Raw genomic sequence first — 14,392 nt, 5'->3', positions numbered from 1 at the left:
TCGCGGTCATCGTGTAGCCGAGCGTGGCTCCGGACGACCGCAAATCCGTCTGTTTTGCCGCGCCCGGTGGACGCGTGCGCGGTTCTTCCCGTGGTGACCCTGTACCCCGACTAGAGGTGGCCGTGCCAAGTTTGTCCTCCGAAGCGGCGGAGACCGCGCCGGACGTAAGCGTTGTCGTCATCGTCTACAACGACGCGGAGCGGTTGCCCGTGGCGGTCCGGTCGGTGCTCGACCAGAGCCTCCGCACGGTCGAGGTGATCATCGCCGACGACTGCTCGACGGACGGGTCGTTCGAGGTCGCACGGTCCCTCGAGGCCGCCCATCCCGGCCGCGTGCGCGCCCTCCGGCTGCCGGAGAACAGCGGCGGCTGCGGTGAGCCGCGCAACCAGGGCATCGCCGTGGCGCGGGGCAGGTACGTGATGTTCCTCGACAGCGACGACACCCTCGAGTCCGACGCCTGCCGGAACATGTTCGAGGCCGCCGAGCGCACCGGCTCCGACCTGGTCTCCGGGGTCTGCGTGCGGGTGTACGTCGACAGCCGGGACGGCAAGGAGACCGACTGGTACCCCGCGCTGTACCGGTCGACCCGCACCGTCGAGTCCATCGAGGAGGTGCCGGAACTCCTCTACGACACGCTGTCGACCAACAAGTGCTACCGGCGCGACTTCCTGCTCGAGAACGACCTGCGGTTCCCCCGGGGCATCCACTACGAGGACCTGCTCTTCTCGGCCCAGGCCTACATCACCGCGAAGCGGATCACCCTCATACCCAACCGGGTCTACTTCTGGAACGTCGTCCAGAAGTCGGAGGTCAAGTCGATCAGCAACCGGCGCGACGAGATCAGGAACTTCTCCGACCGGGTCGAGATCCACCGGCGCATCGACGCCGTCCTCGCGGCGCACGGGCTCGACGAGCTCAAGCAGCACAAGGACCGCAAGTTCCTCAAGCACGACATGGTGCTCTACCTCCGCGAACTGCCGTTCCTGGGCGAGGAGTACCGGAACCAGTTCACCGAGATAGCCCGCGACTACCTGCGGGGCTTCCCCGACGAGGCGTACGCGGAGACCAACTCGATCCAGCGGATCTGCTCCTACCTCCTGGTGCAGGGCGACTGGGCCAACCTCATGCCCGCGATCGACACGCTGATCAACCGTCAGAAGCTGTCCGCACCGCTGGTCGAGCGGGACGGCAGGATCTACTGGTGCGCCGAGCACCTCGACGACCCGCGGGGCCGCCGGATCCTCGACGTCACCGACCTCGGTTACCACGGGCGCCCGCTGGCGAAGATGAAGCTCCGCAACCGGCTCACGTCGTACACCGAGCAGTCGGGCACGGTCGCGATGTCCGGAACGGTGGTCAACCCGCTCGGCCGGATCACCCCGGACAGCAAGCTCAAGGCGACCCTGGAGTTCCTGCCGCGCAACAGCGGCGCGCGGCCCCTGCGCTTCCCCGTCGGCGCCGTCCGTCACGAGGGCGACGTCATCGCGTGGGAGGCCGAGGCCCCGCTGAGCCGCAAGCTGCGCCCGGTCGGCGTGGTGGACCCGGTGTGGAACGTGCGCCTGAAGCTGACCGTGGACGGCGTGAGCACCCTCAGCCGGATCACGGTGGGGGACACCGAGCTCCCGGAGCAGGGCACGATACGCATCCGGCCCCGGCTGACCCGGCTCGTCGCCGACCACCTCGAACCGGAGGTGTCGACCAAGCACCACCTCGCCTTCGTGCTCTCCCAGCAGGGCAAGGCGGCCCAGCGGGCCATGGCGCTCATGCACCGCAACCTCGACGGGTTCGTGGGCAGGCCCGCCAAGGCGGGCTACCGCATGGTCGCCGGCCTGCGCAAGAGCCTGAACTCCGGCCCGGTCAAGGTGCGCATGTACCACCGGATGCTGCGCGTCCTCCCGGTGCGCAAGGGCACGGTGGTCTTCGAGAGCCAACTCGGCAAGCAGTACAGCGACAGCCCCCGTGCGATCTACGAGGAACTGCGGCGGCGCAACGTGAAGTTCCGGCCGGTGTGGTCCTACGCGGACCGGCCGGAGGACTTCCCGGCGGACGCCCGGCTGGTGCGCCGCTGGTCGTACCGGCACCTGCGGGCCCTGGCCCAGGCGGAGTACTGGATCGACAACCAGGGCATGCCCCTGAAGCTCGGCAAGCGCCGCGGTACCACCTACATCCAGACCTGGCACGGCTCCGCGCTCAAGCGCATGGGCTTCGACGAGGCCGTGTACCGCATGAAGCCCGAGGCCGAGCGCGAGGCCTACCAGCGCTCGCTGGACCGCTTCGACCACTTCGTCCTGCGCAGCGAACACGACGCGCGCACCCTGGCCAGGGCCTACCGGGTGCCGGAGGAGAAGTGGCTGCGCACGGGCTACCCGCGCAACGACGCCCTCGTCCGCGGCCGCAACGCCACCACCCCCGACCCGGCGGTGCAGGCGCTCGCCGAACGGCTCGGCATCCGCAAGGACCTGCCGGTGGTCCTCTACGCGCCGACCTTCCGGGCGCAGGAGAACGGCAAGGTCGCGCCCTTCGAGTTCGCCTTCGACCTGCAGCGTTTCGTCGACGAACTCGGCGACCGCTGCACCCTGCTGGTGCGCACCCACTACCTGAACCAGGTGACCCTCCCGCCGTCCGTCGGGAACCGGGTTGTCAACGTCTCCGACGAGCACGACATCACGCCGCTCTACCTGCTGGCCGACGCGCTGGTCACCGACTACTCGTCGGTGATGTTCGACTACGCGCTGCTGCAACGGCCGATGGTGTTCTTCGCCTACGACTGGGAGGAGTACGCCAAGGACGCGCGCGGCACCTACTTCGACCTCCTCGAGCAGGCGCCCGGCCCGGTGGTGCGGGACGCCGACGGGCTGTTCGCGGCCCTCGCCGACCTGGACGGCACCGCGTCGGCGTACTCGGCACGGCTCAAGGAGTTCGTGGAGGCCTACGGGGAGTACGACCAGGGCGACGCCGCGGCTCGGATCGTCGACCGCTTCTTCGGTGCGAAAGGGGAGCCCCGATGACGGGCCGGGACATATTCTTCGTCGCCAACGAGGTCGACGAACTCGGCGGCGTGGCCCGCTGGCAGACCCAGATGGCGCGGTTGCTGGCAGGCCGTGACCACCAGGTGCGCGTCATCGGCATCGCGCCGGCGCGCAACCCGATGGACCTCGGTCAGGACCCGGGCTTCGGGACGGAGACCCTGCACGCCGTCCGGCCGAGGCCGAAGCGCCGCAAGGGACGGCCCCTCGGAGTGCTCGACGTCGTGGGCCTGTGGCGGGACGCCCGGCGGAAGGCCGAGGTCCGCAAGGCCGTGGACCGGCTGTCCGAGCTGTTCCGCGCCGCCCGTCCCGGTGCGGTGATCATCGTCACCCAGGTGTGGGCCATGGAATGGGTCCGGCTCGCGGACACCGCCGGGCACACGGTGATCGGCATGAGCCACGAGTCGTACGAGTACTCCCGCATGTCCTCCCGGTTCCGGCGTGTGGAGGAGTACTACGCCGAGGCCGACCGCCTGCTGCTGCTGACGCAGGAGGACGCCGACCGCTGGATCCGGCGGGGCCTGAACAACGTCGGGTTCATGCCCAACCCGTTGCCGATGATGCCCGGGTCGTCCTCCCCGCGGACCGAGAAGGTCGTCGCCAGCGTCGGGCGGCTCGACGACCAGAAGGGCATCGACATGCTGCTCGACGCCTGGGCGGAAGCGGCTCCGCAGGTGCCCGGCTGGAGGCTGCGGCTGTACGGCACCGGCGAGCTGGAGGCCGAGCTGCGCGCGCAGTGCACCGCACTGGGTCTGGACGACAGCGTCGAGTGGATGGGGCAGACCGACGACGTCGTCGGGGCGCTCCACGGCGCCTCGCTGTTCGTCCAGTCCTCCCGCGGCGAGGGTTTCCCGCTGGCGCTGATGGAGGCGATGGCCTGCGGGCTGCCGTGCGTGGCCTTCGACTGCGCCCCCGGCGTCCACGAGATCGTGCAGGACGAGGTCGACGGCCTGCTCGCCGCGCCGGGCAACGTCTCCGAGCTGGCGCGTCAGCTCGTGCGGATGATCCTTGACCAGGACCTGCGAGACACCATGGGCGAGCGGGCACGGGTCAACGTCCAGCGGTACTCGCCGGAGCGGATCACCGACCGCTGGGAGGAGCTCTTCGCGTTCATGGAGCGCTGAGCGGAAGCGGCCCGAGGGGCGCGCGGGGTGCGGACGGTCACCCGGCGCGCCCCTCGGCGCGTCCAGGACCGCGTGGACGGGCCCGGTCCGGACGGCCCCGGCGAGCCGTCCGGAACCGGAAGGCCGGAACCCCCAGTAATCTGGAAGGCACAAGCAACCCCGTCCGGGGTGACCAGACGTACGAAGGACTGAACGACACTGGGCAAGCGACAGCCCGAAGGCCCGCCGCCCGCACCCGCGGTGCAGCGCATTCGACTGCGCTACACCAAGCGCGGCCGCCTCCGGTTCACCAGCCACCGCGACTTCCAGCGCGCATTCGAGCGGGCTCTGCGCCGCGCCGGGGTGCCCATGGCCTACTCGGCGGGTTTCACCCCGCACCCCAAGGTGTCGTACGCCAACGCCGCACCCACCGGCGTCGGAAGCGAGGCCGAGTACCTGGAGATCGCGCTCGCGGAGGCACGTGAGCCGGAGAAGCTGCGCCTGCTGCTGGACGAGTCACTGCCGGCCGGCCTCGACGTGGTCGAGGCCGTCGAGGCCCGCACGTCGGGGCTCGCCGAGCGGCTGGAGGCGTCCGTGTGGCAGCTGCGGCTGGACGGTGTGGAGCACGCCGAGGCCGAGCGGGCCGTGGCCGCGTTCCTCGCCGCCGGGACCGTCGAGGTCCAGCGGATGACGAAGAACGGCGTGCGGACTTTCGACGCGCGCGAGGCCGTGACCCGGCTCGAAGCGGTCGATCCGCAGGTGGCCGGGGCCCAGGACGGCATTCTCGAACGGGATGCCGATAGGCCGACACCAGGAGCTTGTGCGATACTGCGGCTGGTTGTTCGGCATGTGACACCTGCTGTACGACCCGACGACGTCCTGTCCGGCCTCCGCGCGGTGGCCGACCTCGCGCCGCCGGTCCCCGCTGCGGTGACCAGGCTGGCGCAGGGGCCGCTCGATGAGGAGACCGGCACGGTGAACGATCCGCTCGCGCCTGACCGCGATGTCGCGGCGGCGCCGGAGGGATCCGCCTAGGACCGTCGTCGTCGTGCGGCCGACGCATCCGGGGAAACCCGGGTCCGGCAGCACACATCAGACGAGACTTTCGTCGGTCCGTCAGTGCGGTGCCGACGAGCTACACGACAGTTCCCGTGTGGCGCCCGCGCCCCCGGGCGGCGGCCCCGCTGAGACGCGGGCCGCCGCGTACCGGACCAGGACGCGGCGCCCGGGAACGCGACGGGAGAAATGCCCGCATGCTCGAGACCAACGAGCCGAACGAGGCGCCCGAGAACGGCGCCACCGAAGCCGCCTCCGGCGGCACCGACACGGAGGCGACGGTCGCTCCGCGCCGCCGTCGCCGCGCGGCCAGCCGCCCCGCGGGACCGCCCGCGGCCGGTGAGGCCGGTCAGGACCTGACGTCCGGCGCCCCCGCGGGGGCCGCCGAGCCGCCGGCCATACCGGCCGAGGCCCCATCCGCCGATTCCGAGGCCGAACCCGCCCCCGTGCGCACCCGGCGCCGGGCGACCCGCAAGTCCTCCGCCCCGGAGCCGCAGCCGGCCGGGTCCGCGGAGGAGGCGGCCGAGGCCGCCCCCGCCCCGGCCCGTCGCCGCGCGACGCGGAAGGCCACCGCTCCTGCGGCCGCCCCTGAGGCCCCCGCCGCGGTGACCCCTGCCGTGGAGGCCCCTGCCACCGAGACCTCCGGGGCCGAGCAGGCCGAGCAGCCTGCGGCTCCGGCGCGTACCCGGCGCCGTGCCACGCGCAAGGTGACCAGCCCCGAGCCGGTCGCGGGCGGCGAGGAGACGGCCGGCCCCACGGCCGCCGCCGACACGCAGGCCAAGGAGCTCCAGGCCGACCTGCCGCTGCACGCCGAGGCCGCCCCCGGGGCGGAGCAGGCCGAGCAGCCTGTGGCTCCGGCCCGTGGCCGGCGCCGTGCCACGCGCAAGGTGACCAGCCCCGAGCCGGCCCCGGCCGAGGACGTGGCCGCCGCCGACGCGCCCGCGAAGGCCCTGCAGGAGGAGCCCGCGGAGAAGCCGAAGCGGGGCAGGGCCGAGAAGCCCCAGGCCGAGAAGTCCAGGACGACCCGTTCGCGGCGGCGTACCGCTCCGGCCGCCTCCTTCCTCGCCGCCGACGACGGCTCCCGCCGTCTGAAGCCGGGCGCTCTCGCGCCGCGTGACGAGGCAGCGGCCCAGGCCGGGGACGAGGCCGCCGAGGGCGCCGCCCCTGAGCAGCGCACCTACACCGCCAAGGCCGTCCCGGACGGTTCCGGCTGGGCCGTCGAGGTCGAGGACGCCTACGAGATCCGCGGCTACGGCGACACCGTCGAGGAGGCCCGCGTCGCCGCGGTCGCGGCCGTCGCGGAGGCGTTCGGCGTCCCCGCGGACACGATCGTCATCGAGGTCCAGGAGGCGCAGGGCGCCGAGCCCGCCGCGGTCCCCGAGGCCGAGGCCGCCCCTGAGGTCGAGCCCGAGGCGGAGCCCGCCCCCGCGCGGGGCCGCCGCCGGGTCGTACGGCCGCCCATGGCCGTGTTCCAGGCTCCGGTGTTCCAGGCCCCCGGTGTGGTGCAGGCGGAGCAGCCCGCCGAGCGCGAGGAGCGCGAGGAGCAGGAGGAGCCCGAGGCGGACGAGTACGCCGCCGAGACCGGTGGGCGCCGTCGTCGCCGCCGCCGGCGCGGGGAGCCCGTGGAGGCCGCGGAGGCGGTCGTGACCGAGCACGCCCCCGAGGAGCCCGCCCCCGCGCAGGAGGACGAGGCGGAGGACGAGGCCGACGAGCACGAGGCCGACGAGCACGAGGCCGACGAGCACGAGGGTGAGGGCGGCGAGCGGCCGTCCCGCCGTCGCCGCCGCGGTGGCCGCCGCCGTCGTCGCGGCGAGGCCCTCGACGGCGAGGAGGGCGCGGTCGGCGAGGACGAGGAGGGCGAGGACGCCGGGGACGAGTCCGAGGAGGACGAGGAGTCGGCCGAGAGCAGCAGCACCAGCCGCCGCCGTCGCCGTCGCCGTCGCCGTGGTGGCGAGGGGACGGCCGAGGAGAGCCTGGGCGAGGACGCTCCGGAGCGCACGGTCGTCAAGATCCGTGAGCCGCGCAAGCCGGCGGAGCCGGTCGACGAGGTGCAGTCCATCAAGGGCTCCACCCGTCTGGAGGCCAAGAAGCAGCGGCGCCGCGAGGGCCGCGAGCAGGGCCGCCGGCGTGTGCCGATCATCACCGAGGCCGAGTTCCTGGCCCGCCGTGAGGCGGTCGAGCGCGTCATGGTCGTCCGTGAGAACGGCGACCGGACGCAGATCGGCGTGCTGGAGGACGGCGTCCTCGTCGAGCACTACGTCAACAAGGAGCAGGCCACCTCGTACGTCGGCAACGTCTACCTGGGCAAGGTCCAGAACGTGCTGCCGTCCATGGAGGCCGCGTTCGTCGACATCGGCAAGGGCCGCAACGCGGTGCTGTACGCCGGTGAGGTCAACTTCGAGGCGCTGGGCATGGGCAACGGCCCGCGGCGCATCGAGGCGGCCCTCAAGTCCGGCCAGTCGGTGCTGGTCCAGGTCACGAAGGACCCGATCGGCCACAAGGGCGCCCGCCTGACCAGCCAGGTCTCGCTGCCCGGCCGCTACCTGGTCTACGTGCCCGAGGGCTCGATGACCGGCATCAGCCGCAAGCTGCCCGACACCGAGCGCGCCCGGCTGAAGCAGATCCTCAAGAAGATCGTTCCCGAGGACGCGGGCGTCATCGTGCGCACCGCCGCCGAGGGTGCAAGCGAGGACGAGCTGCGCCGTGACGTCGAGCGGCTGCAGTCGCAGTGGGAGGACATCCAGAAGAAGGCCAAGAGCGGCAACGCCCCGTCGCTGCTCTACGGCGAGCCGGACATGACCGTCCGGGTCGTCCGCGACATCTTCAACGAGGACTTCGGCAAGGTCATCGTCAGCGGTGACACCGCCTGGGAGACCATCCACGGCTACGTCTCGCACGTCGCGCCGGACCTGGCCGAGCGGCTGGGCCGCTGGACCTCCGAGGTCGACGTCTTCGCCACGTACCGGATCGACGAGCAGCTGCTGAAGGCGCTGGACCGCAAGGTCTGGCTGCCGAGCGGCGGCTCGCTGGTGATCGACCGGACCGAGGCGATGGTCGTCATCGACGTCAACACCGGCAAGTTCACCGGCCAGGGCGGCAACCTGGAGGAGACGGTCACCAGGAACAACCTGGAGGCGGCCGAGGAGATCGTGCGCCAGCTGCGGCTGCGCGACCTGGGCGGCATCATCGTGATCGACTTCATCGACATGGTGCTGGAGTCCAACCGCGACCTCGTCATGCGCCGGCTGCTGGAGTGCCTGGGCCGGGACCGCACCAAGCACCAGGTGGCCGAGGTCACCTCGCTGGGCCTGGTCCAGATGACCCGCAAGCGGGTCGGCCAGGGCCTGCTGGAGTCCTTCTCCGAGACCTGCGTGCACTGCAACGGCCGCGGCGTCATCGTCCACATGGACCAGGCCACGGCGGCCGGTGGCGGCGGCAAGCGCAAGCGCCGTCGTGGCGGCGCGGCGGAGGAGCCGGCGGTCGCGGAGACCGCCGCCCTCACCGAGGCCGAGGAGGCCGCGGAGGAGGCTCCCGAGCTGGAGCCGGTCGCGGTCACCGAGGCCGAGTTGGTGCCCGCCGTCGGCGGGGACGAGGACTGGTACGGCAGCCCGGCCGAGGCCGAGGCGGCGGCGGGCCGGCGTTCCCGGCGGCGCGCCTCGCGGCGGGTCACCGCCCCCGTGAGCTCGCCGGACGCCACGGCCGAGATCGTCACCGTCGTCCCGTCGGCCGCCCCGGTCACCGAGCCCCAGGCGGCGGAGGCCGCGACGGCCACCGCCCCCGAGGCGCCCGCCGTCGTGGGCACCGCCGAGACGGCGCAGGAGCCCGCCGCACCGGTCCGCGGCCGGCGCCGGGCGACCCGCAAGGCCACCGCGCCGAGCGCCCCCGCCGGTGAGGCCGCCACCGTGGTCGTCCCCGCGGCGGAGCCGGCCGTTCCGGCCCCGGCCCCCGAGCCGGAGCCGGTGGCGGAGGTCCAGGCGCCGGCCGCGCCGGTGCGCCGTCGCGCCACGCGCAGGGTGTCCGCCCCCGCGGGCGCGCCGTCCGCCGGCGAGGAGGCCGCGGTCGTGGTCGTCCCCGGCACCGAGGCGCAGCCGGAGGAGACCCCGGCGGCCGAGGCCGGGACGGAGGCCGCCGAGGCCGGGCAGGCGGAGCCGAAGAAGCGGGCCGCGCGCAAGACGGCCGCGAAGAAGGCACCGGCGAAGAAGGCCGCCGCGAAGAAGACGGTCGCCAAGAAGACCGCCACCAAGAAGACGGTGGCCAAGAAGACGACGGCGAAGAAGGCCGCCGCCAAGGCCACGGCCGAGGCGCCCACCGAGGCGTCCTGACCCCGCGTCACCGTCCGCGGGCCGTTCCCCACCGGGGGACGGCCCGCGGCGCGTGCGGGGTCGGGCAGGCCCCGGTTTGACCCCATCGGGGACGCCCCGTAACCTTGACCTTCGGCGTTTTGACGCCCATTCCTGAGCATCTTCCTACCGGCCACGGCCGGCAGAGGCCCCCCAGCACCGCAGGGACGGCTGGCGTCAGGAGTGACGATCCGAGCGAGAGAGTGAGTTCCGCGTGTACGCAATCGTGCGCAGCGGTGGCCGCCAGCACAAGGTGGCCGTCGGCGACATCGTCGAGGTTGACAAGATTTCCACTGGCAAGGTTGGCGACGCGGTCGAGCTCTCGACGCTCCTCGTCGTCGACGGCGACGCCGTCACCAGCGACCCGTGGGTGCTGGCCGGGATCAAGGTCCAGGCCGAGATCGTGGACCACCACAAGGGCCAGAAGATCGACATCCTGCGGTACAAGAACAAGACCGGCTACCGCCGTCGTCAGGGTCACCGTCAGCAGTACACGGCCCTGAAGATCACCGGCATCCCCGCCGCTGCGAAGTAAGGGACTGAGGAGAGATGGCACACAAGAAGGGCGCATCGTCCACCCGGAACGGTCGCGACTCCAACGCCCAGCGGCTCGGCGTCAAGCGCTTCGGCGGCCAGGTCGTGAACGCCGGTGAGATCATCGTCCGCCAGCGCGGCACCCACTTCCACCCCGGCTCGGGCGTCGGCCGTGGCAAGGACGACACGCTGTTCGCCCTCGCCGCCGGTGCGGTCGAGTTCGGCACCAGCCGTGGTCGCAAGGTCGTGAACATCGTCCCGGTCGCCTGATCGGCCGCGATACGACTTCACCGAGGGCGGACCCTGTTTCCCGGACCGGGAAGCAGGTCCGCCCTCGGCGCGTTAACCCACAGACATTCCCGTACGCATCTGGAGGAACATCCGCATGACCACCTTCGTGGACCGCGTCGAGCTGCACGTCGCCGCGGGTAACGGGGGCCATGGCTGCGCCTCCGTGCACCGGGAGAAGTTCAAGCCGCTGGGCGGCCCGGACGGCGGCAACGGCGGCCGTGGCGGCGATGTGACGCTGGTCGTCGACCAGTCGGTCACCACGCTCATCGAGTACCACCACCACCCGCACCGCAAGGCCACCAACGGCAAGCCCGGCGAGGGCGGCAACCGTTCCGGCAAGGAGGGCACGGACCTGGTCCTGCCCGTCCCGGACGGCACCGTCGTCATGGACGGGCACGGCAACGTGCTCGCGGACCTCGTCGGCCACGGGACCACCTTCATCGCCGGCCAGGGCGGCCGCGGCGGCCTCGGCAACGCGGCGCTGGCCTCGGCGCGCCGCAAGGCGCCGGGGTTCGCGCTGCTGGGTGAGCCCGGGCAGAGCCGGGACCTCGTCCTGGAGCTGAAGACGGTCGCCGACGTGGCGCTGGTCGGTTACCCGAGCGCGGGCAAGTCCTCGCTCATCTCCGTGCTCTCGGCGGCCAAGCCGAAGATCGCGGACTACCCCTTCACCACGCTCGTCCCCAACCTGGGCGTGGTCACGGCCGGTTCGACCGTCTTCACCGTCGCCGACGTCCCCGGGCTCATCCCGGGCGCCAGCGAGGGACGCGGCCTGGGCCTGGAGTTCCTGCGGCACGTCGAGCGCTGCAGCGTCCTGGTGCACGTCCTGGACACCGCCACCCTGGAGTCCGAGCGCGACCCGCTGAGCGACCTCGACGTGATCGAGGCGGAACTGCGGGCGTACGGCGGTCTCGAGGACCGTCCGCGGATCGTCGTCCTCAACAAGGTCGACATCCCCGACGGCCAGGACCTCGCCGACATGGTCCGCCCCGACCTCGAGGCGCGCGGCTACCGGGTCTTCGAGGTGTCGGCGGTGGCCCACAAGGGCCTCAACGAGCTGTCCTACGCCCTCGCCGGCATCGTTGCCGAGGCGCGCGCCGCCCAGCCGGTCCAGGAGGCCACCCGTATCGTCATCCGGCCCAAGGCCGTGGACGACGCCGGCTTCACCGTCACCGCCGAGGACGGCTTCTACCGCGTCCGCGGTGAGAAGCCCGAACGCTGGGTGCGCCAGACCGACTTCGCCAACGACGAGGCCGTCGGCTACCTCGCCGACCGGCTCGCCCGCCTCGGTGTCGAGGAGCAGCTGGTCAAGGCCGGCGCCCGTGAGGGCGACGAGGTCGTCATCGGCGCCGAGGACGACGCCGTGGTCTTCGACTGGGAGCCGTCCGTCGCGGCCGGCGCGGAGATGCTCGGACGCCGCGGCGAGGACCACCGCTTCGACGAGCCCCGGCCGGCCGCGCAGCGCCGCAAGGACCGGGACGCCGAACGGGACGACGTCCAGAAGGAGTTCGAGGGTTTCGACCCGTTCGACTCCTGAGCCGCGACCGCGAAGGACAAGGGCCGGCCCCCTCACCGAGGGGGCCGGCCCTTGTCCGTGCACTGCCGGCCGGGGGACCGGCCGGCGAGCGGTTCAGCTCATGGACGTCTGCAGAGGCGTCGCGCTGTCGCTCTCGTGGTACGAGCGGGCCTCCTCGTCGAGGTCGGCCATCACGCGCTCGAAGTCGCGCGTGGAGAGCAGCAGCTTGTAGATGATGGCGAACTCGAAGATCAGCAGCAGCGCGGCCGCGGCGATCGTGGTCCCGATGATGGCACCGGTCAGCGGCGCGATGATGAAGACCGCCATCTGGAACTCGATGCCGCTGATCAGGTGCGGCCGGACCCGGTGCCGGATCAGGAAGTCGCGGAAGGCCGCGTAGGGGCCGAAACGGTCCTTGAACGTCACCTGAAGGTCGATGACCCGTCCGGGCGCGGCGTCCGAAGCCTGGTCGGCCGGGGTGGCGGCGTCCGCCGCGACCGTGGCGGCCGGCCGGGCGGCGTCAGGACCGGTCCACTGCGCGGGGACGGTCCGCACGGACGCGTCCGCCTCCGTCTCGGCCTCGGCCTCGTTCCTGGCCTCCGCCTCGGCCTGCGTCTCGTCCTCCGAGCGCTCGCGCAGCAGGTCCTCCATGAAGGCGTGCGGCTTGGCGGAGTCGAGCTCCTGCAGGCGCTTCTGGATCTTCTTGCGCATGCCGTGCCGCACCTTGAAGATCTGCAGCGCGTCGAGGTACCGCAGCGCGTCGAGGAAGATCACCGCGAGGGCGAGCCACATGTAGACGGGGTTGTCCGTGCGGTAGAACTGGCCGCCCATGAGGGCCGCGGCGCAGCACACCACGCGGATGCGGTCGAAGATGTAATCGAGCCAGCCGCCGAACTCGGAGCCCTTGCCGGTGAGCCGGGCCAGCTTCCCGTCCATGCAGTCCAGGATGAAGCTGAAGTGGTACAGCACGGCGCCGATGATCAGGTACTTCCAGTCGGCGAGCGCGAAGCAGGCCGCGGCTCCCAGGCCGAGGAAGAGGGCGCCCCAGGTGATCTGGTTGGGGGTGAGTCGGGTCCACCTGGCCGTCCAGCGCACCAACGGGGTCGCCACGGGGTCGACCAGGAAAACGGTCCACCAGGCGTCCCGCTTCTTCTCGGTGAGGCGCCGTACTTCCGCGAGCGGCGGTATTTCCATGGACCAGAACCCTTTCGAGGCGAATCAGGCACCGAACCGGGGCAGCGGATCGGTTGAGGCTGGGACGCGTCCGCGATGCTGCGCGGGCCGTCGGGCGAGCGGTGTCCCGCGGTGGGGCCCGCTCCAACCGTTCCTACGACGCGGGGCGACGGCAAACGGTTGTGTGGATGAATGGATAGTAAACAAAAAGTCGGCGGAGTGTACCGCGAGGCCCGTCCCGCAGGGGGTTCGGGGCCGCCGTTGGAGAGCCGTTAGGATGCGTCGGATGACGTGGTTGATTACTGGCGGTGCCGGATACATAGGGTCGCATGTGGTGAAGGCCATGGTCGACGGCGGCGAGCAGGTCGTCGTCGTGGACGACCTGAGCACCGGCGACCCGCAGCGGCTGCCCGCCGGGGTGCACCTGGAGAAGGGCTCCGTGCTGGACGCGGAGCTGCTGGACCGGGTGCTGCGCGATCACTCGGTGCGCGGGATCGTGCACATCGCGGCGAAGAAGCAGGTCGGGGAGTCGGTGGAGCGTCCGCTCCACTACTACCGGGAGAACGTCCAGGGCCTGCAGACCGTCCTGGAGGCCGCGGTGCGCGCCGGGGTGACCAGCTTCCTGTTCTCGTCCTCCGCCGCGGTCTACGGGATGCCCGACGTCGACCTGGTGACCGAGGAGACCCCGTGCGCGCCCATGAGCCCGTACGGGGAGACCAAGCTCGTCGGCGAGTGGATGGTCCGGGCGACGGGTGCCGCCCACGGCATCGCCACCGCCTGCCTGCGCTACTTCAACGTGGCCGGTGCGGCCACGCCCGAGCTGGGTGACGCGGGGATCTTCAACCTCGTGCCGATGGTCTTCGAACGGCTCTCCCAGGGGAAGCCCCCGCTGATCTTCGGCGACGACTACGAGACCCCCGACGGCACCTGCGTGCGCGACTTCATCCACGTCGAGGACATCGCCTCCGCCCACGTCGCCGCCGCGCGCCGGCTGGCGGAGGACCCGACCGCCGCCCTGGTGCTGAACATCGGCCGCGGCGAGGGCGTCTCGGTCGCCGAGATGGTGGGCATCATCGGCTCGGTCACCGGCCGCACCGACGCGACGGCGCAGGTCATCGAGCGCCGCCCCGGCGACCCCGCCCGGGTCGTCGCCTCCGCCTCGCGGATCGAGGAGGAGCTGGGCTGGACGGCCCGCCACGAGGTGCGCGAGATGGTCGCCTCCGCCTGGGCCGGCTGGTGCCTGCGCCACCCGGAGCAGCCCCGGCACTGAGTTCCGTCCCCAAGACCGCGGGAGGGGGCTCAGCACGGACGAGCGTTCGCCGTTCGCCGTATGCGCATGATGGTTCGGTCCGTCTC

General features: G+C 72.1%; 9 protein-coding genes. 8 read left to right on the top strand and 1 reads right to left on the bottom strand.

Annotated elements, in window-relative coordinates; genetic code table 11:
• The first annotated feature begins 122 nt into the window (after window positions 1-122).
• The 7 genes from ABZ312_RS41930 to obgE all read left to right on the top strand — a co-directional run bounded on the left by ABZ312_RS41930 (window position 123) and on the right by obgE (window position 11,884).
• Complete coding sequence (locus tag ABZ312_RS41930; RefSeq protein ID WP_500322940.1) at window positions 123-3,008, top strand: bifunctional glycosyltransferase/CDP-glycerol:glycerophosphate glycerophosphotransferase; 2,886 nt, start codon at window positions 123-125, stop codon at window positions 3,006-3,008.
• Entirely contained in the window at window positions 3,005-4,150 is a 1,146-nt protein-coding gene (locus ABZ312_RS41925) for a glycosyltransferase (RefSeq protein ID WP_500322941.1), read from the top strand. Before ABZ312_RS41930 ends, ABZ312_RS41925 begins: the two co-directional genes overlap by 4 nt.
• A 240-nt stretch (window positions 4,151-4,390) precedes the next feature.
• Window positions 4,391-5,164 carry a TIGR03936 family radical SAM-associated protein gene (locus ABZ312_RS41920; protein ID WP_499511869.1) on the top strand — a complete coding sequence of 258 codons (774 nt, stop codon included), beginning with the start codon at window positions 4,391-4,393 and terminating at the stop codon, window positions 5,162-5,164.
• Between the two features lie 218 nt (window positions 5,165-5,382).
• Window positions 5,383-9,507, top strand: coding sequence for an Rne/Rng family ribonuclease (locus ABZ312_RS41915; protein WP_500439978.1), 4,125 nt, complete (start codon window positions 5,383-5,385; stop codon window positions 9,505-9,507).
• Window positions 9,508-9,739: 232 nt separating this feature from the next.
• On the top strand, window positions 9,740-10,060 hold the full coding sequence (rplU, locus tag ABZ312_RS41910) for a 50S ribosomal protein L21 (protein WP_018556584.1): 321 nt from the start codon (window positions 9,740-9,742) through the stop codon (window positions 10,058-10,060).
• A gap of 14 nt (window positions 10,061-10,074) precedes the next feature.
• Window positions 10,075-10,329, top strand: coding sequence for a 50S ribosomal protein L27 (gene rpmA / locus ABZ312_RS41905; protein WP_449706282.1), 255 nt, complete (start codon window positions 10,075-10,077; stop codon window positions 10,327-10,329).
• A 115-nt stretch (window positions 10,330-10,444) separates the two neighbouring features.
• Entirely contained in the window at window positions 10,445-11,884 is a 1,440-nt protein-coding gene (gene obgE / locus ABZ312_RS41900; RefSeq protein WP_500322943.1) for a GTPase ObgE, read from the top strand.
• Between the two features lie 93 nt (window positions 11,885-11,977).
• On the opposite strand, the gene ABZ312_RS41895 is transcribed toward obgE, so the two are convergent.
• Window positions 11,978-13,057, bottom strand: a complete 1,080-nt coding sequence (locus tag ABZ312_RS41895) for a CDP-alcohol phosphatidyltransferase family protein (RefSeq protein WP_500322944.1) — start codon at window positions 13,055-13,057, stop codon at window positions 11,978-11,980.
• A gap of 265 nt (window positions 13,058-13,322) precedes the next feature.
• Between ABZ312_RS41895 and galE the strand changes: the two genes are divergently transcribed.
• Entirely contained in the window at window positions 13,323-14,306 is a 984-nt protein-coding gene (galE, locus tag ABZ312_RS41890; RefSeq protein WP_500356860.1) for a UDP-glucose 4-epimerase GalE, read from the top strand.
• Window positions 14,307-14,392: the final 86 nt, after the last annotated feature.

The sequence above is a fragment of the Streptomyces sp. NPDC006207 genome (genome assembly GCF_040613835.1).
Lineage (GTDB): Bacteria > Actinomycetota > Actinomycetes > Streptomycetales > Streptomycetaceae > Actinacidiphila.
The sequence above is the reverse complement of the archived record's forward strand: the minus strand, read 5'-3'. Positions and strand labels throughout refer to the sequence as shown.

Bases quoted from the DNA above. Each gene is read 5' to 3' on its own strand.
- ABZ312_RS41925 (WP_500322941.1), top strand. From the start codon at position 3,005: ATGACGGGCCGGGACATATTCTTCGTCGCCAACGAGGTCGACGAACTC.
- ABZ312_RS41915 (WP_500439978.1), top strand. From the start codon at position 5,383: ATGCTCGAGACCAACGAGCCGAACGAGGCGCCCGAGAACGGCGCCACC.
- rpmA (WP_449706282.1), top strand. From the start codon at position 10,075: ATGGCACACAAGAAGGGCGCATCGTCCACCCGGAACGGTCGCGACTCC.
- obgE (WP_500322943.1), top strand. From the start codon at position 10,445: ATGACCACCTTCGTGGACCGCGTCGAGCTGCACGTCGCCGCGGGTAAC.
- ABZ312_RS41895 (WP_500322944.1), bottom strand. From the start codon at position 13,057: ATGGAAATACCGCCGCTCGCGGAAGTACGGCGCCTCACCGAGAAGAAG.
- galE (WP_500356860.1), top strand. From the start codon at position 13,323: ATGACGTGGTTGATTACTGGCGGTGCCGGATACATAGGGTCGCATGTG.